The sequence below is a fragment of the Salibacterium qingdaonense genome, from assembly GCF_900114715.1.
In the GTDB taxonomy this organism is placed as follows: domain Bacteria; phylum Bacillota; class Bacilli; order Bacillales; family Marinococcaceae; genus Salibacterium; species Salibacterium qingdaonense.
The window spans coordinates 1-21514 of the sequence record NZ_FOTY01000006.1 but is presented as its reverse complement, the minus strand read 5'-3'; the positions used below and the strand labels follow the sequence as shown (position 1 = coordinate 21514).

The following is a 21514-nucleotide window of genomic DNA, read 5'->3' as shown; positions in this document are numbered from 1 at the left end:
CTATCGTGGAGAAAGCAAATATTGTCGTCATCGGCGGGGGGACTGGGTTGTCCGTTCTGTTAAGGGGACTGAAAACATTTCCTGTTAACATTTCAGCGATTGTGACCGTGGCTGATGACGGCGGCAGCTCAGGAAGACTGCGTAAAGAACTTGATATTCCGCCGCCGGGAGATGTACGAAATGTATTAGTGGCGCTGGCCGAAGTGGAACCTATGATTGAACAGATGTTTCAGCACCGGTTTGAAAATGGAAACGGACTGACAGGTCATTCGCTCGGAAATCTTCTACTCGCTGGTATGACATCGATCACAGGGGATTTTGCAAGAGGGATCAGTGAATTAAGTACCGTGCTGAATGTGAAAGGGAACGTGTTCCCGGCCTCCAATCAAAGCATTGAACTACATGCAGAAATGACAGATGGCACGATTATATCAGGGGAATCCAACATCCCCCATTCCGGGAAACGGATACGCCGGGTATACCTCTCCCCCGAAACCGTCCAGCCGCTCGAGCAGAGCCTTGAAGCAATCCGGGAAGCGGATGTGATAGTGTTTGGTCCCGGGAGTTTGTATACCAGTGTCATTCCGAACCTTCTTGTTCCCGGTATCGCCGAAGCGGTGGAAGAAGCACGGGCCCGGAAAGTATACATCTGCAACGGAATGACCCAGGCCGGAGAGACCGATTATTTTACAGTCGCCGACCACGTCGAAGCGATTCAGGAACATACCGGCCGTAGTTTGATAGAAACGGTACTTGTAAACAATACTGAAATACCTTCTGAAATACTTGCCAACTACAAGGAAGAATCGGCTTATCCGGTCGTTTTTGATGAAGCACGGGTGAAGGGTCTGGGCTGCCGTGTCGTTCAGGATGCTTTTATGCATTACCGCGACGATTTGTTCCGTCATGATGCGGTGAAAGTCTCCCAGTCGCTGCTTGCCCAAATGTAATAAATAACAGGTTAGACAGGTGGAAAGGGAAAGGCGGTGAAGATGATAAGATGTCATCTTTTGCAGCTATGACAAAGAAAGAACTGACCCGGTTTGAAGAAGAGGACTGCTGTGCCAGGGCGGAACTGGCCGCACTAGTGCGCATGAACGGTTCAATCTCCTTCAGCAGCGGGGAGCTGATCCTTGATGTGTCAACGGAAAATGCGGCTATTGCCCGTCGTATTTATCAACTTATTAAAAAAGTGTATCCCGATACGATTATCGAATTAATGGTGCGCAAAAAAATGCGGCTGAAAAAAAACAACGTATATATCGTACGAATTGTAGAGGAAGCGAGGCACATGCTCCGGGATTTAAGCATTATGGAGGACGGATACCGCTTTATCCGTACGATATCCCGCGATGTACTGAGAGACACCTGCTGCAAACGGGCATACCTTAGGGGTGCTTTTCTCGCAGGAGGTTCGGTTAATCATCCGGAGACATCTTCGTACCATCTTGAAATTTTTTCGCTGTACGAAGAACATAACCGGTCTCTCAGGGAACTGCTTCAGGAATTTGATCTTTCTTCAAAAAGCCTGGAACGAAAAAAAGGATTTATCCTTTACATTAAAGAAAGTGAAAGAATAACGGAATTTCTAAATGTGATTGGTGCCCACCAGGCCCTTCTTTATTTTGAGGATGTCAGAATAATGAAAGATATGCGTAATTCTGTGAACCGTCTGGTGAACTGTGAAACAGCCAACCTGAACAAGACGGTCGGAGCGGCACTGCGGCAGGTGGAGAATATTCAGCTTGTCGAAGGACGCATTGGTCTTGAAAACCTTCCGGAGAAAGTCCGGGAGATGGCAGAAATGCGGGTGAAATACCAGGATGTTACGTTGAAAGAACTTGGGGAGATGGTGCCAAGCGGCCCTGTAGGCAAGTCCGGTGTTAATCACAGGCTTCGCAAAATCGATCAGCTGGCTGAGAAGATACGCAACGGAGAAGAGATTGTGATGCCGGAAAACGGGGTACATGCAGAGTAAATAAGGAAAGGGAGGACATACCGGTTGATAGAAAAAAAAGCTGAAGTAAAATTAAAGACGGGTTTGCAGGCCAGGCCCGCTGCTTTATTTGTTCAGGAAGCAAACCGCTTTCAATCCAACGTGTTTATTGAAAAAGAAGATAAAAAAGTGAACGCCAAAAGTATCATGGGTATCATGAGTCTGGCTGCCAGAACCGGGGAAACGATTAAGTTCTCAGTGGATGGAGAAGATGAACAGGAAGCAGTGGAAGAACTGGCCCGCTTTGTGGAAAAAGAGGAATAAAAAAACCGGCATCCTTTTATAAGGTGCCGGTTTTTTTCGTGCTGGATCAAACGTGGTTCGGCTGTAAGGCCGCCTTTCCTTTTAAAGGAATAGACGGAGAACGAAAACGCTCCCGATTATCCGGGATAATCAGGAGCGCATGGGGGACAATTATTTGTACAGAACGTCGTCCACAAGGCCGTAGTTCTTTGCCTCATCAGCTGTCATGAAGTTATCGCGGTCGGTATCGCGCTCAATGACTTCAATTGGCTGGCCGGTACGTTCGGACAGAATATTATTCAGTTTGGAGCGGATTTCAAGAATCCGGCGGGCATGAATATCAATGTCCGTTGCCTGACCCTGCGTGCCGCCAAGCGGCTGGTGAATCATGACTTCACTGTTGGGCAGTGCATAGCGTTTGCCTTCCTGACCTGAAGCAAGCAGGAAGGAGCCCATGGATGCAGCCATACCCACGCAGATAGTGGAAACTTCCGGTTTGATGTGCTGCATCGTATCATAGATAGCCATGCCTGCTGTAATCGAACCGCCCGGACTGTTAATGTAAATGGAAATATCCTTATCCGGATCGTCAGCGGCGAGGAAAAGAAGCTGAGCTACCACCGAGTTGGCAATGTTATCGTCAATGCCGGAACCCAGCATGATAATGCGGTCTTTTAACAGCCTTGAATAGATGTCGTACGCGCGTTCTCCGCGGTTTGTCTGTTCAATTACTGTAGGAATCAAGTTCATGTATTACATCCTCCTTCGTTAAGTGCGTGCAGCCCTTGCTCAGCTGATGATTCCATCATACCCCAATGGTCAATATTGGTCAAATGATAAGGACTGGTTACTGAATGATGTTCCGCCTCTCATTGTACATGATGGAATCGAAAACCTCGAATAATTTACCGGCAGGGATTTCACTATTTTTCTTATTCGATAAGGGAATCGATAATCCTTTTGTATACTATCCGTTTTTTCAAGGATTCAAACTTCCGATGAAAACGGCTGTCATGAATATTTTTCTGCTGTCCCTGAGAGGGGCATAATAAACAAAAACTTTTATTGCCTGTCAGCTCATATATTGATAAGATATAAGAGATAGGAACTTTCTTTTTTTTACGCTTAAGCGGGACTTAAAATGTCACGCCGGGACGTATTCAGTCCCGGATGCAGATCTGGTGAGGAGTACATATGCGACAATTAATTGAATTACAAAAAAAACTCCAGCCGGATGTACTAGAGGTGATGGAAAAAAGATACCAGATTCTTCAGTACCTGCGTCTGATGCAGCCGGTCGGCAGACGAACACTTGCAGGGAGCCTTGACATTTCGGAACGTATTCTCCGGGGTGAGGTGCTGTTCCTGAAAGAACAGAGCCTTATCCACATCGGGTCGGGAGGTATGGTGCTTACCGAAGACGGAGAAGCACTGCTCGAGGGCCTCGAAGAGACCATGGAATCTGTCACCGGCCTTGCTGACCGGGAAAAAGAAGTCGCTGAGCGGCTTCAGGTTGACCGGGTCATTATCGTACCCGGGAATAGTGACCGCTATTCGTGGGTAAAAAAAGAATTGGGAAGGGCCTGCATCCAGCAGATGAAAGACATGCTGCAGCCGGAAGACATCGTGGCTGTCGCAGGGGGGACAACTCTTGCGGATGTGGCACAGATGATGACCCCGGACGAGAAATTCAGTTCTGTTACATTTGTTCCGGCCCGCGGAGGACTTGGCGAAAAAGTGGAAATCCAGTCCAACACCATCAGCTCCACGATGGCCGTTAAAGCAAAAGGGAACTACCGGCTGCTGCACGTTCCCGATCAGCTCAGCCGGGAAGCAAGGGAGTCTCTCGTACTTGAACCCGGTATTAAAGAACTCCTGCGTCTGATACGGCGCGCGGGAATTGTCGTTCACGGGGTCGGAGCGGCCTCGACCATGGCAGTACGCCGCGGCGCCGAAGATGATATTCTCCGCGTTCTGCAGGAAAAAGAGGCAGCAGCAGAAGCATTTGGGTACTACTTTGACCGAAACGGACAAATCGTCCATAAGGAAAAGACAATCGGTCTTCAGCTTGATGAACTGCAGGAAAACCAGAAAGTGATAACGGTGGCAGGCGGTGCTTCAAAGGCCGAAGCTATCAGTGCCTACATGAATTACAGACCGAGTGATGTACTGATTACAGATGAAGGGGCCGCCCAGGCGGTGCTTGGGGATTGACCCGTCCCGGATGTTGATCATGCTCACATTCTGCCGGTGCTTCCAGAAGGACGCCGGCGGACTGTAAATAAAGGAATTATTATTAAAGGGAGGATTTTATTTATGGCAACGAAAATTGGTATTAACGGTTTTGGACGAATCGGACGCGTTGTATTCCGTGCCGCACTTAAAAATGACGATGTAGAGGTTGTAGCAATCAACGACCTGACAGACGCGGAAATGCTGGCACACCTTCTCCGCTATGACTCCGTGCACGGCGGTCTTGAAGAAAAAGTGGAAGTAAACGGCGATAACCTCGTAATCGGCGGGAAAGAAATCCGCGTAACAGCGGAGAAAAATCCGGCTGACATCAACTGGGGTGGAGCCGGCGTTGAACTGGTTGTTGAATCGACCGGTCTGTTTGTAAAACGCGATGATGCTGCCAAGCACCTCGAAGCCGGCGCCAAAAAAGTTATCATCTCCGCGCCTGGTAAAGAAACAGACGCTACGTTTGTCATGGGCGTTAACGAGAACACGTACGATCCAGCAGCACACGACGTTGTTTCCAATGCGTCCTGCACAACAAACTGTCTTGCACCGGTAGCAAAAGTTCTGCATGACAAGTTCGGTGTGAAGCGTGGTCTTATGAACACGGTTCACTCCTATACAAACGATCAGCAGATTCTCGACCTGCCGCATAAAGACTACCGTCGTGCCCGCGCAGCTGCTGAGAATATCATCCCGACATCAACCGGCGCTGCCAAAGCGGTTGCTCTTGTCCTTCCTGAACTGGATGGCAAGCTTAACGGTGCTGCGATGCGTGTGCCGACACCAAACGTATCCCTCGTTGACTTTGTTGCAGAGCTCGAACAGGATGTAACAGCAGAAGACGTAAACAATGCGCTGAAAGAAGCCTCCGAAAATGAACTGAAAGGCGTTCTCGGCTACAGTGAAGAACCTCTCGTATCCGGAGACTACAACAGCACTCCAACTTCTTCCACGATAGATGCGCTTTCCACCATGATCATGGAAGACAACATGGTAAAAGTCATTTCCTGGTATGACAATGAATTCGGCTACTCCAGCCGTCTCGTAGACCTTGTTGCTTACATGGCCAAACAGCAGTAAAACAAACCGGGAAACAATGGAAAGGGAGTAACAAATACTCCCTTTCTTTTCCATGTCAAAGACCTTTTCTGCGGATGCCCCGCAGACTTTCGGTTTTTCATCCTGGTTCTCCGGGAACATGGACAAAAGGGAAGGAAATAAAGGAGGCTCTTTCATGAATAAGAAGTCGATCAGAGATATCGATTTAAAAGGAAAAACGGTTTTCTGCCGTGTTGATTTTAATGTACCGATGAAAGAAGGAGAAGTCACGGATGATACACGGATCCGCGCTGCTCTGCCGACGATTCAGCATATGATCGATCAAGGGGCAAAAGTCATTCTCGGAAGCCACCTCGGCCGTCCGGATGGCGAAGCCCACGACGAACTGCGTCTCGGCCCTGCAGCGGTGCGGCTTGGAGAACTTCTCCAGAAAGACGTAAAAAAAGTGGATGAAGTTTATGGAAAAGAAGCTGAAAAAGCAGCCGGAGAATTGACTGAAGGAGAAGTGCTGCTTCTTGAAAATCTCCGCTTTGAAGCGGGCGAGGAAGAAAATGATGAAACTCTTTCCAAAAACCTCGCGTCTCTTGCGGATGTTTATGTCAACGACGCATTCGGCGCCGCCCACCGTGCCCATGCTTCCACAGAAGGTATCGCCCGTCATCTCCCATCTGTCTCCGGGCTTCTGATGGAAAAAGAACTTGAAGTGCTCGGCCAGGCGCTTGAAGATCCGGACCGCCCGTTCACCGCTATTATCGGCGGGGCGAAAGTAAAAGACAAAATCGGAGTTATCGATTACCTGCTCGATAAAGTCGACAACCTTATCATCGGAGGCGGACTTGCCTATACCTTCGTTAAAGCCAAAGGATACGAAATCGGCAAATCGCTGCTGGACGAAGATAAACTGCAGCTGGCGAAAGACTACATGAAAAAAGCCGAAGAAAACGGCGTCAACTTTTACATGCCGCTTGATGTCACCATCGCGGATGATTTAAGCAATGAGGCGGATACCAGAATCGTCAACATCGATAATATCCCTTCCGACTGGGAAGCACTTGATATCGGACCGAAAACAATCGATACTTATACCGATGTCATTCAGAATTCCAAACTGGTACTATGGAATGGACCGATGGGTGTTTTTGAATTTGACCTGTTTTCCAAAGGTACAAGAGGCGTAGGCGAAGCGCTCGCGCAAGCTGACAACACCTACACGGTTATTGGCGGCGGCGATTCGGCTGCAGCTGTTGAGAAATTTGGTCTCGCTGATCAGATGAGCCACATTTCCACCGGCGGCGGAGCATCACTTGAGTTTATGGAAGGAAAAGTACTGCCGGGTGTCGCAGCACTGAATGACAGATAAAACGTACAGATAACGGGAAGGAGTTTTACGTGTGAGAAAGCCGATTATTGCAGGAAACTGGAAAATGAACAAAACGCATGAAGAAGCCGTGTCGTTCATCGAAGAAATCAAAGGACATGTCCCTTCCGGTAACGAAGTGGAAACGGTAGTGTGTGCACCAGCTCTGTTTTTAAAGGAAATGAACGATAAAGCAGCAGGCTCGGATGTTCACATCGGTGCCCAGACGATGCATTTTGAGGAAAGCGGTGCGTTTACCGGGGAAATCAGCCCGGCTGCGCTGAAAGACCTTGGCATCACGTATTCGATCATCGGACACTCCGAACGCCGTGAGATGTTCAATGAAACCGACGAAAGTGTCAACCAGAAGGTTCACGCTGCGTTCAGCTACGGCATCACACCGATTATGTGCTGCGGTGAATCTCTTGAACAGCGTGAAAACAATGAAACAGAAAAGGTTGTACGGGCGCAGGTGGCAAAAGGTTTCGAAGGAATCAGTGCGGAGAAAGCTTCCGACGTTGTTGTAGCCTATGAGCCGATCTGGGCCATTGGTACCGGCAAATCCTCAAGCGCCGAAGATGCGGATGAAACGTGCGGTACAGTCCGTAAAGTCTTGGCGGAGCTGTATGATCAGGACACGGCTGAAAAAGTACGGATTCAGTACGGCGGCAGCGTGAAGCCGGAAAACATCGACGGCTATATGGAAAAAGAACATATTGATGGTGCGCTTGTCGGAGGAGCCAGCCTCAAACCGGACGCATTCCTTAAGCTTGTAGAGGCGGGAGCAAAATGAGTAAGGCGCCGGTAGCACTGATTATCCTGGACGGTTACGCCCTCCGGGGGGAGACGAAAGGAAATGCAGTGGCGCAGGCAGATACTCCGAATTTTGACCGGTACTGGAACATGTATCCCCGTACCCGTCTTGAAGCCTGCGGAACAGCGGTTGGTCTCCCGGAAGGACAGATGGGAAATTCGGAAGTCGGCCATATGAACATCGGAGCCGGCAGAGTCGTATATCAAAGCCTCACCCGCATCAACAAAGCAATTGAAGAAAAGACGTTTCATCAAAATGAGGCGCTGACCGGAGCAGTGGAGCATGCTAAAGAACATAACAGCAGCCTCCACCTTTACGGTCTGCTCTCCGACGGAGGCGTGCACAGCCATATCGACCACCTTTTTGCTCTGCTCGACACAGCGAAGGAACAAGGCGTTGAAAATGTTTATGTGCATGGTTTTCTTGACGGCCGCGATGTCGGACCGACAACGGCCAAGTCGTACGTGGAACAGCTCCAGCAGAAAATGAAGGATATTGGTGTCGGCCGGCTGGCCAGTTTGCACGGCCGCTACTATGCGATGGACCGGGATCAGCGCTGGGAGCGTCTTGAAAAATCGTACCGCGTGCTTGTATACGGAGACGGTCCGGCATTTAACAGCCCGGAAGAAGCGATTGAGCAGTCTTATCAAAATGAAATCTGGGATGAGTTTCTCGAACCCTGCGTGCTGAAAAACGAAGACGGGGAACCAACAGGATTGGTCGAAGATGAAGATGCTGTCGTGTTTTTCAATTTCCGGCCGGATCGTGCCATTCAGCTGTCGGAAGTGTTCACGAGTAAAGAGTTCGACGGGTTTGATACTGGGGAGAAGGCCCCGGAGAATCTGCACTTTGTCACGATGACGAACTACAGTGAATCGGTGCAGGCCGAAGTCGCCTACCCTCCGCAGGACCTTAAGAACACAATGGGGGAAACACTCGCTGAAGCGGGGCGCAGCCAGCTCCGGATTGCGGAAACGGAAAAATATCCCCATGTCACTTTCTTTTTCAACGGGGGACGCCAGGAAGAATTCGAAGGAGAGAACCGCATTCTCATCGATTCTCCGAAAGTTGCCACCTATGACCTGCAGCCGGAGATGAGTGCCTATCAGGTAACGGAGGCTCTTCTGGACGAGATCAACGCTGATCGTCATGACTTTATCGTCCTGAACTTTGCCAATCCGGATATGGTCGGCCACTCCGGGAAACTTGACGCCACCATTCAAGCCGTGGAAGCGGTAGATGAATGCCTTGGCCGGGTTGTGGATTTGATTACCGAAAAAGGCGGACAGGCGATTATCACCGCCGATCACGGCAACGCGGACGAAGTGATTACGCTTGAAGATGAGCCGATGACGGCCCATACGACGAATCAGGTTCCGGTCATTGTGACCAAACAGGGTCTGACACTTCGGGAGGAAGGTATTCTTGCCGATCTATGCCCGACAGCCGTCGATCTGCTTCAGATGGACAAACCCGAAGAAATGACAGGACAATCTCTAATAAAATAACAAAGGAGTAATGCAGAAATGAGTATGATTACTGACATCTACGCACGCGAAGTGCTTGACTCCCGCGGAAATCCTACCGTGGAAGTGGAAGTTTATACAGAAACAGGAGCCTTTGGACGCTCCCTCGTTCCAAGCGGTGCCTCGACCGGGGAACACGAAGCCGTGGAACTCCGTGACGGCGGCGATCGCTATATGGGTAAAGGTGTTCTTGCTGCAGTAGACCACGTCAATGAAGATATCGCGCCGGAAGTAATTGGGATGGAAGTGACTGATCAAACCGGTATCGATGACCTGCTGCTGGAGCTTGACGGCACCGACAATAAAGAGAATTTTGGAGCCAATGCGATTCTCGGCGTATCATCGGCTTCCGCGCATGCTGCAGCGGATGACCTCGGCATTCCGCTCTACGAATATCTTGGCGGATTTAATGCCAAGACACTTCCGGTACCAATGATGAATATCCTGAACGGCGGCGAGCATGCCGACAATAACGTTGATATTCAGGAATTCATGATCATGCCGGTTGGTGCAGAGAGCTTTCCACAAGCGCTTCGTATGGGTGCTGAAATCTTCCATAACCTGAAGAAAGTACTGAAAGACAAAGGATACAATACCGGTGTGGGCGACGAAGGCGGATTCGCTCCGGACCTTGGTTCCAATGAAGAAGCGCTGCAGACCATTGTGACCGCCATTGAAAAAGCAGGATACAAGCCGGGAGAAGAAATACAGCTGGCCATGGATGCTGCTTCCTCAGAGATCTATGAAAACGGAAGTTATAACCTGAAAGGCGAAGGCGTTGTGAAATCGGCGGATGAGATGATTTCCTTCTATAAGGAGCTCATTGAGAAATATCCGATTGTATCGATTGAAGACGGTCTGGACGAAAACGACTGGGAAGGCTGGAAGAAGCTTACCGACGCAATCGGTGACAAAGTTCAGCTCGTCGGTGATGACCTCTTTGTTACAAACACGAACAAGCTGTCCCGCGGTATTGAAGAAGGAGTCGGCAACTCCATTCTTGTCAAAGTGAACCAGATAGGTACGCTTACGGAGACCTTCGATGCGATGGAAATGGCAAAACGTGCGGGTTACACAGCTGTTGTGTCCCATCGTTCCGGTGAAACAGAAGATGCTACGATTGCAGATATCGCCGTAGCGGTTAATGCCGGCCAGATCAAAACCGGCGCGCCGTCCCGTACCGACCGGGTGGCAAAATACAATCAATTAATCCGGATTGAAGACGAGCTTGGAAACACGTCCATCTATCCGGGGAAAAATGCGTTTTATAACCTGAACAAATAAGCACTATACCAGTGGCCGCAGCATTCTGATATGCTGCGGTCTCTGCTTTTTCTTTTAAGGAATATTTGCCAATGGGACAGGGTTGTGTTACATTAATAATAGTGTGAATTGGACGTGGAGGTGTCAGGTTTGGAAACGTTGCTTTACGTACTGCTGATTATTGTGTCGCTTTCGCTGATTGCCGTTGTACTGTTGCAGTCCGGTCGAAGCGCAGGTTTATCCGGAGCTATTTCCGGCGGAGCAGAGCAGATGGTCGGAAAACAGAAAGCACGCGGGGTGGAAGCCTTTTTAAGCCGTGCCACCGTTGTACTGGCTGTACTGTTTTTTGTGCTTACTCTGTTACTTGGTTACTTTCTGTAAACAGAAAATATCGTGTGCCGATAAACGAAAGCAGCGGGATCCACACAGTTCCTGCTGTTTTTTTATGCTTTGCAGGCGGATCCGGTGCAGCGCAGCGTAAAAGCTTTTCTTTTGAAGAAGGGGCTTGAATCGCGTAAAACAGGGTATATTGATACCTGGAAGATAGGAATCATAGAGAGAGAAAGGGGAACCTACGATGAAAATAGTGCCACCAAAACCATTCACCTTTGAAGGAGGAAACCGGGCTGTGCTGCTGCTTCATGCATTCACAGGAAATTCAGCGGATGTCCGGATGCTTGGCAGATTTCTGCAGAAAAAAGGATATACCTGCCATGCACCGATTTTATCCGGCCATGGTGTTCCTCCGGAAGAACTGATGGAAGCCGACACAGATGCCTGGTGGTATGATGTGGAAAAGGCAGTGGAATACCTGAAAAACGAAGGTTATGAAGAAATTGCCGTGGCAGGCCTTTCCCTGGGTGGTCTGATGACGTTGAAGGCGGGATACATGTTTGATTTGAAGGGTATCATACCAATGTGCGCCCCTGCCATTACAACAGACAATAAAGAGCGTCTCTACCAAGGTGTCCTTCAGTATGCGCGCGATTTCAAAAAAATGGAGGACAAAGACGAAGAGCAGATTGAAAAGGAAATGGCATCGTTTGAAGAGCTGCCGGTCGACACGCTCTACTCCATCAATGAAACGATCGACGAAGTAAAGGACTCGCTCGACATGATTTACACGCCGGCTTTTATCGTCCAGGCTGTTCAGGATAAGATGGTGCATCCTGAAAGCGCGAATGTCATTCATGACAATATCGCATCCGATGATAAAACATTGAAGTGGTACGAACACTCGTCCCACGTTATTACCCATGGTCCGGAAAAAGAACAGCTCCATGAAGATATTTATCAGTTTCTGGAGCGGCTGGACTGGGAATCAGACAAATAGAATAAAAAAATGCTTATCAGATCATACGATACATCGATACGAAAGGAGATGAACCAGATGGATGAGCAAGAGAAGCAGCAATTACTGCAATATATGAAAGAAGAAGCCGTCAAACCGATGTCGGTCGAAGAAATACAGGAAGCTTTTGAGATGACAGACGGCGAAGCAACGAAACAACTGATGAAAGCCCTGAATGAAATGGAAGAATCCGGCGATATCGTACGTACCCGCAGCAACCGTTACGGCATTCCGGAAAAAATGAACCTGCTGAAAGGAGAAGTACAGAGCCATCAACGAGGCTTTGCCTTTATTCTGCCTGAAAACAAGGAAGAAGCGGATGTGTTTGTGCCGGCGCATGAACTGAACGGTGCCATGAATAAAGATACCGTGCTCGTGCGTGTGCAGCAGAAATCCTCGGGTTCCAAACCCGAAGGCGCCATCGTCCGTATTCTCGAGCGCGGCGTCAGCAAAGTGGTGGGAACGTACATCGATAACCGCTCTTTTGGTTTTGTGGAAGTGGACGATAAACATATCAACAATGATATCTTCATTCCACAGGACGCTGAAAATGGTGCTGTGGACGGCCATAAAGTAGTCGTGGAAATTTCGAAATACCCGGAAGGCCTTTTCAGTGCAGAAGGAAAAGTCGTAAACATCATCGGGCATAAAAATGACCCCGGTGTTGATATTCTGACGATTATCCATAAACACGGACTTCCCGGTGACTTTCCGGAAGAAGCGCTGGAGCATGCTAATAACACGGCTGATGAAATTAAATCCGAAGAAATAGCACAGCGCCGGGACCTGCGGGACGAAACGATCGTCACCATTGACGGAGCCGACGCGAAAGACCTGGACGACGCGGTACAGGTCAAGAAACTCGATAATGGCAACTACAAACTCGGCGTCCACATTGCTGACGTAAGCTATTACGTGGAGCAGGGTTCTCCGATTGATACAGAAGCTTACGAGCGCGCGACGAGTGTGTATCTTGTTGACCGTGTCATTCCGATGATTCCCCACCGGCTCTCCAACGGCATATGCAGTTTGAACCCGAGAGTCGACCGCCTCACCTTGTCATGTGAAATGGAAATCAACGAAAAAGGCGAGGTCGTGGATCATGACATTTTCGAGAGTGTCATCCGCACGAGTGAACGCATGACGTACAGCGACGTACGCCTGATTCTGGAACAGCAGGACGAAGAAACAAGAGAAAAATACAGCAGCCTCGTGCCGCTTTTTGAACAGATGGAAGAGCTTGCAGCAATTCTAAGGGAAAAACGGTTCGCACGCGGCGCCATCGATTTTGACTTCAAAGAAGCGGAAGTGAAAGTCGACGAGGACGGAACACCGCAGGACGTGGAACTGATCGATCGCTCTGTTGCTGAACGGTTGATTGAAGAGTTTATGCTCGCGGCCAACGAAACGGTGGCTGAGCACTTCCACTGGATGAACGTGCCGTTTATCTACCGCGTCCACGAGGATCCGGATTCGGAGAAACTCGAGAGATTCCTCGAGTTTGTGACCAACTTCGGCTACGTCGTGAAAGGTACCGCCAACACCATTCACCCAAGCGCCATGCAGAAAGTGCTCGATCAAGTAAAAGGAGAACCGGAAGAAGCAGTGATTAATACGGTGCTGCTTCGCTCGATGCAGCAGGCCCGCTATGATGCGGATAACCTCGGCCACTTCGGGCTCGCTTCGGACTTCTATACACACTTTACGTCCCCGATCCGCCGTTATCCGGACCTGATTGTCCACCGTCTGATCCGGGAATACCTCGTGAATAAAAATCTCGGTGGAAAGACGAAAGAAGCCTGGAGAGAGAAACTTCCCGACATCGCCAAGCACTCCTCGGACATGGAACGCCGCGCCGTGGACGCCGAAAGGGAAGTCGACGATATGAAGAAAGCGCAGTATATGAAAGACAAAGTAGGCGAAGAATTCACCGGATTTATCAGCGGGGCCGCCAACTTCGGCTTGTTCGTCGAACTCGAGAACACCATCGAGGGCATGGTGCATATCAGTTACCTGACCGATGACTACTATCATTACGACGAAAAACAGTACGCGCTCATCGGGGAACGGACCGGGAATATCTACCGCATCGGCGACCAGGTTGAGGTCCGGGTGCTGCAGGTCAATCTCGACGAAGCTGATATCGATTTTGAAATCGTCGGGATGAAACCGCCGAAAAAGCGGAAGAAAAAAGACAGCCCGACCGTTATTGAAGGGGGCGACCGTTCCAAAAAAGATAACCCGAAAGCAAAGAAAGGAAGGCAGAAAGGTAAAAATAACGGCGGTGACAATAAAGCTTTTTACCAGAATGCCCCGAAAAATAAAGGGAACAAAAAGAAAAAATAACCCTTTTTCTGCCGCAGGACACGTATCTCATCCGGAGAGGGTGGGAGCGGTCCTGTGTTGACGGTTTTTATCCTGTTTTGCTACGATATAGAAATGATGAAGTAAAGTAGGTGAACGGGAGATGGCGACAAAAACGGAAGGAAGAGTGCTCGCGCAGAACCGCAAAGCGAGTCATGACTTTTTTATCGAAGAAACGTTCGAAGCCGGACTGGCGCTGAAAGGAACAGAGATTAAAGCGATCCGCGCCGGACGGGTCAATATTAAGGACAGCTTCGCAAAAGTGGATAACGGCGAAATGTTTCTCCATAACATGCATATCAGTCCGTATGAACAGGGGAACCAGTTCAACCACGATCCGCTCCGGACGCGGAAACTGCTGCTGCACCGCCGGGAAATCAACAAGCTGATCGGCAAAAGCCAGGAACCCGGATACTCGGTTATACCGCTGAAAGTGTACATTAAGCGCGGTGTAGCTAAAGTATTAATTGGTGTTGCCAGAGGGAAGAAGAAATACGACAAACGCCAGGCTCTTAAGGAAAAAGACGCCAAACGTGAAATGGACCGTGCGGTACGTCGCCAGATGAAAGGGGAATAATCCCTTGCATCTGCGTGTGTATGTGTTATAATTAAATGTCCAAAGGGGATTTGAATGTATCTCCTTTTTCTACAAATGGGGACGACACGGCTTCGACAGAGATAGGTCGAGGCTGAGTTGCGAGCCGAGCTGGGCAGGCCTCGAAAAAGGCCCACGCCAATAATAACTGGCAAACAAGAAGAAAACCTCGCAGTAGCTGCATAAGCAGTTTTCTGCGGATCCCGCTCTCCATCGCCCATGTGGAGTGATACGGGGTCTCACTAATAGTGGGCTACGCTGTCCAGCCACCGTCTGAGGCTGGCAGAAGAGACCAATCAGACTAGCCCTGCAGCGGCTTGTCACTAAGCCAAAGCAGCGGCGAATCATAATATAGTGACTACGCTCGTAGAAGCTCAGTCAGCGATATCTCTGGACGTGGGTTCGATTCCCACCGTCTCCACCATACATAATAATGAACCGAAGTGAAGCATAAGTGTTCCTGTTGGAATGCTCATGCTTTTTTCGTTTTCAAACCGAATGTAATAAACATATTTAAAATGCAAAAAATCGGCTCTACAATAAATGTTCGTTTTTAATACAACACTTATTAGATAAAGTTTAAAATTTATCTAATAATTCTGATACAATATAATTAAACAATCGGGCCATTTAATTGAATAAAGTTATAGTATCAGTGAAGCCGTCACTACGGGTGAAGTAGATGATTGTTATTCAAATGCCTTTTGATACGTGGTATATCAACACTAAACTGAACAAATATTTAAAGGTGCTTAGACTTGTATTCAGCTGGTGTTAAATAATCTAGTGATCCATGAATGCGAATAGGATTGAACCAATGAACATAATCAAATAGTTCGAGGTCAAGTTCGTATTGGTTAGGGAAGCTAGAACCGTGGACAAACTCCGTTTTGATGGTCTTAAACGTAGCTTCTGCTACGGCGTTGTCGTAGGGCGTTCCTTTTTCACTCAATGAGCGTTCAATGCCAAAGGTTTCGAGGGCCTGGTCGATGAGTTGATTTTAAACTCACTACCTCTATCAGTATGAAATACTTCAAGACGATGAAGGTTGTATTTCACCGATGCGAAGACACGTTGAACTAATGCAGCACTTTTATGAGGGCCTGCGCTGTAGCCGATAATCTCGCGATTATATAAATCTACTAAAACGCAGATGTAATGCCACTTCTGCTGTACTCGAACATAGGTTAAATCGCTCCCAATCACTTTCAATTCCTGGTCTTGATTAAACGCTCGATTTAATGTATTTCCGACTTCTGATTCGTTACTGGGCATTCTCGTCGGTTTGTATGGAGCAACCGTATATTTTGACACAAGACCTTGTTCCTTCATGATTCTTCCAATACGACGGCGAGAGACTGTCCATCCCAGCTTTTCTAGTTCTTTTTTTATCTTTCTCTGCCCATAAATATTCCGGCTGTTTTTAAAGATTTCGACGATCCGTGCAGCCAATTCTTCATCCTGGTCATCACGGATTTGAGCTTCATAATAATACGTACTTCTTGGTATTTGTAGGACGTCGCACATTGCTGATACCGAGTATTTGTGGCGGTTGTTCCGGATCACATCTACTTTCGTCCCATGATCAGCGCGGCCTGCTTTAAAATATCATTCTCCATGGCAAGCTTTTGGTTTTCTTTCCTTAGTCGAGTCAGTTCTTCCTGCTCAGGAGTACGGTTGTCTTTCTCTTCAAAGGACCCACTGGTCCGGGATTGGCTAACCCACTTATCAAAGGCAGAAGGCGTCAGCTCATATTCTTTGATAATTTCGGATCTAGGTTTGCCTAAAGCGTGTAGCTGAACGATTTGTTCTTTACATTCTTTCGTGAAGCTTCTTCTTGTTCGTCTGGTCCTATTGATTCCCCTCAGCGTTTATTTGATCTAAGTCTATATGACCTTAATGAATCTGTCCAACTAAGTGTAACCCATCCAGGCCGGATTATCTCGATTTCAAGTCTTCAATCATCGGACGCAGTTATCGCATAAGGTTTGCGCTAGAATCGGCTCAATGTTTGTGGAAGAAGGAGAGCAGGTCGTTTTATGATAACTCAGAATGTACTCCCTATTGAATAGGAATAACAAAAAAACGCTAATACATTTTCAATCACATCAACAGGATTAATTTGACGTAAACAATTAGTTGTATGTCGTCTTTTGCTAGTTACAAAACAGCATTGGATTGGTAATATGATAACTATCCTGCCAACAGGGTAGACACAGGTCAAGTTATAGATGGCTAAGGGGGTTTATAAATGACGTCTTATACTCGTATTAAATTCCCGGCAGGATTTTGGACGGGATTACGCCAATTAGGGATTGCCCCCCATGAAGTAGCCCGAAAAGCAGGACTTCCACTCACTATCATTAATGAACCAGTTGTTACCACCCCCCAATATTTCTCAATTTGGCAGGCGTATTCCGATATCATAGGTGACACAGCTAAAGGAATCATCAAGCTAACGGCCGGCTACGAAACAGTTCATTTTCCACCAACTGTTTTAGCAGCTTACCACGCTCGTGACTACCGCGACGCACTAACACGCATGGCTCGGTATAAACGACTGTGCCCCCCTGAAAGCTTACTTATCACAGAGGAAGGCGATGAATGTACTATCGAACTGGGATGGTTGTATACAGAGCAACCGGGTCCGTCGATGTTAATTGGTATTACGCTTGCGTTTCTTTTAGAGTTAGGACGCCGGGGAACTGGTCAGCCATTGACGGCGAAGTCCGTTGAATTTTCGCATTTAATGGGCGACGCTCAGTCGCTTGAAACTTACTTCGGATGCCGTGTCCAAATCGGTGGAAGTCGTGACAAATTGACGCTCCATAGAAGTGACCTGGACCGCCCCTTTGTCTCGTACAACGCAGAGTTGCTGGAAATTCTGACCCCCGTATTGGACCAATCGGCAGATGAGCAGCAACCTGGCAATTCAATTACCAAGATGGTCAAGTGGATCATGAAACGCAGCCTGCCAGGAGGGCGTTCCAACATCCAGACTGTCGCAGGCGAGTTAGGGATGAGCAATCGCACCTTGCAGCGCCGTCTTCATGACGAAGGGACGAGCTTTAAACATCTGTTAACACAAGTCCGACAAGAACAGGAACGAGAGTACTTAGCAGATCCCTCGCTCGATATTCGCGAAGTTGCCTTCCTGATTGGTTATGAAAATCAAAACTCGTTCTATCGGGCCTTTCGGCTTTGGGAGGGAGATACGCCCTCAAATTGGCGTACTGAACATTTAGGTACAACTCGATAAACTGACCTTGTTTTTAACTATAAATGAAAAGGAGAAATGTATTATGGACATGGGACTAACCAACAAAACAGCTTTAGTTACAGGCTCAACAAAAGGTATAGGTAAAGTAATTGCTATTGAGCTTGCAAAGGAAGGTGTTAATGTCCTTATTAATGGCCGAAATTATGAACAGGTAGAGCGAATTGTAAATGAAATTAAATCAGATTTCCCTACAACCTCTCCTCAAAATGCTGCAGCCGATATTGTGGATGTTGAACAACGAAAAATTTTATTCGAAAAGTATCCCAATATTGATATTTTAGTTAACAATATGGGTATTTATGAAATCATGCAATATGAGGACGTTGACGATGAAGTATGGGAAAAATACTTCCGTACCAATGTTCTTGCTGCAAATAGTTTATCTAAATTTTATTTACCTAAAATGTTGAACAATGAGTTCGGCCGGATTATCTTTATTGCGAGTGAAGAAGCAGTGATGCCTTCAGGACAAATGCCTCAGTATTGTATGACAAAATCAATGCTATTATCATTGTCAAAAAGCTTATCTAAATTAACAATAGGAAAAGATGTTACGGTCAATACGATCATGCCAGGACCAACACTCTCTGAAAATGTGCATCAAATCATTGAGGGTATGTACGATAATAAAGATATGACTTTTTCAGAGAAAGAGAAGGAATTTATGACTGCAAACCTACCTCAATCTGAGATACAAAGATTTATTAGACCTACTGAAATAGGAAGGCTAACTACATTTGTCTGCAGCCCTTATGCATCCGCATTTAAAGGGTCCCCAATCCGTATGGATGGTGGGCTGGTACCGACTATCTTTTAACGCTCTTCAAGTATAGAAATGTGAAATAGCATCATGCTAAGGCGTTGTCCTTGTTCTAGAATATCAGCAAAAATTAGAAAGAGGCTATTCAAACATCAGGCGCGGTTGTGGAGCAAATATCAATTTGAACAACTTTATTTTCACATAACATTAACGGATGCAAGAGTTAAAAAAGGCGATCAATAAAACGACCGCCTTTTTTATCAATTGTTTGAATTATAGTTTTCGTATAATTTTCCAATAAGGTCTTTGTTTTCCTCTTTTAATTCTTTGTTTGCTTTTTCCAACTCTTTAACCCTATGCCTGAGTGCTTCAATTATTGTATCCTTACTTTTTTCGTTAGTATTATATTTAATCGACTTAAAGGGAAGATCAAAACAGTCCATCAAGGGCGTGGTGACTTCATCGGTGCATCCGTTTCAAACCCTCTAAGGTAAGATTAAAACCCCATTAAAAGCCGATAGGACAGGACTTCAATGTGTTCGAAGATTGATAGGTTAATACCATCTTTTCTATTCAAGTCCCGTGATTCAAGGGTTCTTGCTGTCGTCGATCCCCTGGGGTTTTTACGCTACTAAAGGTCGACGACCGTTTTGAATCTACCAATTATGTAGTGTGAGGGTTCCCCAGTCGGTTTTTGTGACTGAGATTTCAGCCCAACTTTGATGATAGGCTACCTTCATGAGTGTTGCCGCCACTATGGACGGTACTTCTCGTTTTATGGACGAGAAAGCGCCCAAATAAATTTAACTGTTCATCTCGGTTTGTATGATTTGTTCAATACTTGGTATTGCAATGTTTTTAGCTGCATTGAAGTCCGCATTCGTTTCCATCCCACATGAGGTACACAGAAAAGTTGCCTGTTCTTTTCTATTGTCGCTGTCTATATTACCACACTGATGACAACGCTGCGAAGTCTTTTGGGGATCGATCTTTAAAACCTGAATGCCTTTCTCCTCCGCTTTGTATGTGATTTTTTCCTGCAGGTCATGATAGGACCATCTTTTTAAGAAAGCATCATCCTGATGAATCCCCTTAAGTTCTTCCATTTGAATGGTGGCACATTCGTGCTTTTCAGCCATGTCCACGACGTAGCGGGAATACTGATGGTTTTTGGTTTCCCGGAAATTGGCTATTTTATCTCGAATGACTTTAAGTGGGTCAACTCGTGTTTTAGTACCGTGTCCGACACGTCCGCTGCCAGCATATTTCCCCTGCTTCTGCATCGCTTTTTTTCTGCTTTCCATCTGCCTCCGAAACTTTTCAATTTCGTCGTCTTCAATGTAGTAGTTTAAATAATCGGGTATTCGGATTATCGTGTGGAATACCAGTTAAAAAGTATAATAGCTACGAAATCATAAATCGGATTATCGTGTAGAAATAATACCGACCCACTGTAAAGACTGCTTTACATTAGATCGGTTTTTTGTTATTGTATGTGTAAAGATATCTTTACTTTGATTTGGAGGGGTGATTAATGAAGGTAATTAACCATATTCGAGAAATCCGCCAAAAAAAAGGTATAACTCAAGTTAAAATGGCTGAAGATCTACAAGTTACACGTCAAACTATAAATGCAATTGAAAAAAATAAGTATAATCCCAGTCTTGAGTTGGCATTAAAATTAATAGCATATTTTGATATGCCAATAAATGAAATATTTATTTTAGAGGAGGATGACAAATGAGTGTAAAGGACAGAAAAAAATGGGGAAAGATTTTAGAAAAGTGGAAACCATACTTTATTATTACTTGTACTTTTATTGGTGCTGTTCTGGGTTCATTTCTTGCTTATATTTTTCAAGGTGAATTTCCGTATGAAGTGCTTACAGGTGGTTTGGTAGCAACTATCATTTTGACAGTAATTCAGGTGATTAAACAGAAACACAAAAGAGATAATTTGCCCGAAGCAGATGAACGAGTCATCCACAATGTTTTCCGTCTTTTTGCATATACATCTCATATTTCCTTAGCTATTTTATTTGTGGCTTTAGCAGTTTTCACACTTTTAGGAAATGAGTCGATTTCAATTCTTTATCTATGGCTCTTTTTCTTTGCTTATATTTGGATTGTAGGGATAGGTGCTCTTATTATTAAAAGAAGGTAATAGGATTTTAAAACAGGTTTTAACAAAGAACCGATATTTTGCAAAGGATAGTATAAAACGTTAACCAATATGATTAATCTATCAAACTTTAAGATTCTGGATATGAAAGAAAGTGAGTATGATTATAGATTCTTAGTTGAGTCTACTACTATATCTCCTCCTGAATCCGTAATGATATCTTTCGACATACCCTTCAAAACCTTGATAAAATAGGGGATAAGATCCTATTCATCTTATTGGATGAATGCACCCGGAAGGTGAAAAAATGAAACGTCGATTTGATATCCAATTAACGGATAATTATATTATATCTGCCAGTGGACTTCTCTTGATAGGGGAACTTCTTCAATCCTTGAACTTACATAAACGTCTCCATTCCTTATCCATGCCCGGCTTAACATCGTCGGCCGCGATTTCCCACGGCGATGTCGTGTACAGCTATCTCGGTCTTCTCTCTCAGGGAAAAAATGATTTTGACTGGATAGAAGAATCCCGCGGTGAT

19 protein-coding genes, 1 other RNA gene and 2 pseudogenes are annotated in these 21514 nt (G+C 46.5%); 19 read left to right on the top strand and 3 right to left on the bottom strand.

Features of this window, described 5'->3' with window-relative positions:
- The first annotated feature begins 5 nt into the window (after window positions 1–5).
- From BM058_RS06855 to BM058_RS06845, 3 genes are read left to right on the top strand one after another with little or no spacing between them, the layout of a single operon-like run.
- Window positions 6–950 carry a gluconeogenesis factor YvcK family protein gene (locus BM058_RS06855; RefSeq protein WP_090926289.1) on the top strand — a complete coding sequence of 315 codons (945 nt, stop codon included), beginning with the start codon at window positions 6–8 and terminating at the stop codon, window positions 948–950.
- A gap of 50 nt (window positions 951–1000) precedes the next feature.
- Window positions 1001–1978, top strand: coding sequence for a DNA-binding protein WhiA (gene whiA / locus BM058_RS06850; protein WP_090926288.1), 978 nt, complete (start codon window positions 1001–1003; stop codon window positions 1976–1978).
- A gap of 24 nt (window positions 1979–2002) precedes the next feature.
- On the top strand, window positions 2003–2260 hold the full coding sequence (locus BM058_RS06845) for an HPr family phosphocarrier protein (RefSeq protein WP_090926287.1): 258 nt from the start codon (window positions 2003–2005) through the stop codon (window positions 2258–2260).
- A 150-nt stretch (window positions 2261–2410) separates the two neighbouring features.
- Here the strand turns inward: BM058_RS06845 and clpP are convergent, their stop codons facing one another.
- A complete protein-coding gene (gene clpP / locus BM058_RS06840) occupies window positions 2411–2989 on the bottom strand; it encodes an ATP-dependent Clp endopeptidase proteolytic subunit ClpP (RefSeq protein WP_090926286.1) in 579 nt (192 codons plus the stop codon).
- Between the two features lie 444 nt (window positions 2990–3433).
- Between clpP and BM058_RS06830 the strand changes: the two genes are divergently transcribed.
- The 11 genes from BM058_RS06830 (at window position 3434) to ssrA (ending at window position 15233) form a co-directional block, all read left to right on the top strand.
- Window positions 3434–4453: a sugar-binding transcriptional regulator gene (locus tag BM058_RS06830; protein ID WP_090926284.1), complete on the top strand. Its 1020-nt coding sequence runs from the start codon at window positions 3434–3436 to the stop codon at window positions 4451–4453.
- A gap of 102 nt (window positions 4454–4555) precedes the next feature.
- Complete coding sequence (gene gap / locus BM058_RS06825) at window positions 4556–5560, top strand: type I glyceraldehyde-3-phosphate dehydrogenase (RefSeq protein WP_090926283.1); 1005 nt, start codon at window positions 4556–4558, stop codon at window positions 5558–5560.
- Window positions 5561–5714: 154 nt separating this feature from the next.
- Entirely contained in the window at window positions 5715–6899 is a 1185-nt protein-coding gene (locus tag BM058_RS06820; protein ID WP_090926421.1) for a phosphoglycerate kinase, read from the top strand.
- A gap of 31 nt (window positions 6900–6930) precedes the next feature.
- Window positions 6931–7689, top strand: a complete 759-nt coding sequence (gene tpiA / locus BM058_RS06815) for a triose-phosphate isomerase (RefSeq protein ID WP_090926282.1) — start codon at window positions 6931–6933, stop codon at window positions 7687–7689.
- Complete coding sequence (gene gpmI / locus BM058_RS06810; RefSeq protein ID WP_090926281.1) at window positions 7686–9218, top strand: 2,3-bisphosphoglycerate-independent phosphoglycerate mutase; 1533 nt, start codon at window positions 7686–7688, stop codon at window positions 9216–9218. The genes tpiA and gpmI overlap by 4 nt, the downstream gene beginning before the upstream one ends.
- An 18-nt stretch (window positions 9219–9236) precedes the next feature.
- Window positions 9237–10520: a phosphopyruvate hydratase gene (eno, locus tag BM058_RS06805; protein ID WP_090926280.1), complete on the top strand. Its 1284-nt coding sequence runs from the start codon at window positions 9237–9239 to the stop codon at window positions 10518–10520.
- A 129-nt stretch (window positions 10521–10649) separates the two neighbouring features.
- Window positions 10650–10880 (top strand): preprotein translocase subunit SecG, encoded by a 231-nt coding sequence (gene secG / locus BM058_RS06800; RefSeq protein ID WP_090926279.1) that lies wholly within the window; start codon window positions 10650–10652, stop codon window positions 10878–10880.
- A 196-nt stretch (window positions 10881–11076) separates the two neighbouring features.
- Complete coding sequence (locus tag BM058_RS06795) at window positions 11077–11832, top strand: alpha/beta hydrolase (protein ID WP_090926278.1); 756 nt, start codon at window positions 11077–11079, stop codon at window positions 11830–11832.
- 57 nt (window positions 11833–11889) lie between these two features.
- Window positions 11890–14196 carry a ribonuclease R gene (gene rnr / locus BM058_RS06790; RefSeq protein WP_090926277.1) on the top strand — a complete coding sequence of 769 codons (2307 nt, stop codon included), beginning with the start codon at window positions 11890–11892 and terminating at the stop codon, window positions 14194–14196.
- 121 nt (window positions 14197–14317) lie between these two features.
- A complete protein-coding gene (gene smpB / locus BM058_RS06785; RefSeq protein WP_090926276.1) occupies window positions 14318–14791 on the top strand; it encodes an SsrA-binding protein SmpB in 474 nt (157 codons plus the stop codon).
- A 77-nt stretch (window positions 14792–14868) separates the two neighbouring features.
- Window positions 14869–15233: a transfer-messenger RNA gene (gene ssrA, locus BM058_RS06780) on the top strand.
- A gap of 318 nt (window positions 15234–15551) precedes the next feature.
- Here the strand turns inward: ssrA and BM058_RS06775 are convergent.
- Window positions 15552–16668, bottom strand: a pseudogene (locus tag BM058_RS06775) (IS3 family transposase).
- A 392-nt stretch (window positions 16669–17060) separates the two neighbouring features.
- Here BM058_RS06775 and BM058_RS06770 point away from each other — a divergent pair.
- Window positions 17061–18068, top strand: coding sequence for an AraC family transcriptional regulator (locus BM058_RS06770; protein ID WP_090926275.1), 1008 nt, complete (start codon window positions 17061–17063; stop codon window positions 18066–18068).
- 43 nt (window positions 18069–18111) lie between these two features.
- The gene (locus BM058_RS06765; protein ID WP_090926274.1) at window positions 18112–18906 is read left to right on the top strand and encodes an SDR family NAD(P)-dependent oxidoreductase; all 795 of its coding nucleotides are present in this window, start codon (window positions 18112–18114) and stop codon (window positions 18904–18906) included.
- Window positions 18907–19652: 746 nt separating this feature from the next.
- Here the strand turns inward: BM058_RS06765 and BM058_RS06755 are convergent.
- Entirely contained in the window at window positions 19653–20189 is a 537-nt protein-coding gene (locus BM058_RS06755) for a transposase (RefSeq protein ID WP_281244686.1), read from the bottom strand.
- A 194-nt stretch (window positions 20190–20383) separates the two neighbouring features.
- Here BM058_RS06755 and BM058_RS06750 point away from each other — a divergent pair, with 194 nt between their 5' ends.
- From BM058_RS06750 to BM058_RS06740, 3 genes and pseudogenes are all read left to right on the top strand, one after another.
- A complete protein-coding gene (locus tag BM058_RS06750; protein WP_090926271.1) occupies window positions 20384–20593 on the top strand; it encodes a helix-turn-helix transcriptional regulator in 210 nt (69 codons plus the stop codon).
- A complete protein-coding gene (locus tag BM058_RS06745) occupies window positions 20590–21012 on the top strand; it encodes a hypothetical protein (RefSeq protein ID WP_090926270.1) in 423 nt (140 codons plus the stop codon). The genes BM058_RS06750 and BM058_RS06745 overlap by 4 nt, the downstream gene beginning before the upstream one ends.
- A 265-nt stretch (window positions 21013–21277) precedes the next feature.
- Window positions 21278–21514 (top strand): annotated as a pseudogene (locus BM058_RS06740) (IS1380 family transposase); the annotation flags it as partial.

Coding starts and splice junctions, on each gene's coding strand:
- clpP (WP_090926286.1), bottom strand. CDS start 2,989: ATGAACTTGATTCCTACAGTAATTGAACAGACAAACCGCGGAGAACGC.
- BM058_RS06820 (WP_090926421.1), top strand. CDS start 5,715: ATGAATAAGAAGTCGATCAGAGATATCGATTTAAAAGGAAAAACGGTT.
- BM058_RS06770 (WP_090926275.1), top strand. CDS start 17,061: ATGACGTCTTATACTCGTATTAAATTCCCGGCAGGATTTTGGACGGGA.
- smpB (WP_090926276.1), top strand. CDS start 14,318: ATGGCGACAAAAACGGAAGGAAGAGTGCTCGCGCAGAACCGCAAAGCG.
- BM058_RS06750 (WP_090926271.1), top strand. CDS start 20,384: ATGAAGGTAATTAACCATATTCGAGAAATCCGCCAAAAAAAAGGTATA.
- BM058_RS06830 (WP_090926284.1), top strand. CDS start 3,434: ATGCGACAATTAATTGAATTACAAAAAAAACTCCAGCCGGATGTACTA.
- BM058_RS06795 (WP_090926278.1), top strand. CDS start 11,077: ATGAAAATAGTGCCACCAAAACCATTCACCTTTGAAGGAGGAAACCGG.
- eno (WP_090926280.1), top strand. CDS start 9,237: ATGAGTATGATTACTGACATCTACGCACGCGAAGTGCTTGACTCCCGC.
- BM058_RS06745 (WP_090926270.1), top strand. CDS start 20,590: ATGAGTGTAAAGGACAGAAAAAAATGGGGAAAGATTTTAGAAAAGTGG.
- rnr (WP_090926277.1), top strand. CDS start 11,890: ATGGATGAGCAAGAGAAGCAGCAATTACTGCAATATATGAAAGAAGAA.
- whiA (WP_090926288.1), top strand. CDS start 1,001: ATGTCATCTTTTGCAGCTATGACAAAGAAAGAACTGACCCGGTTTGAA.
- gap (WP_090926283.1), top strand. CDS start 4,556: ATGGCAACGAAAATTGGTATTAACGGTTTTGGACGAATCGGACGCGTT.
- gpmI (WP_090926281.1), top strand. CDS start 7,686: ATGAGTAAGGCGCCGGTAGCACTGATTATCCTGGACGGTTACGCCCTC.
- BM058_RS06765 (WP_090926274.1), top strand. CDS start 18,112: ATGGACATGGGACTAACCAACAAAACAGCTTTAGTTACAGGCTCAACA.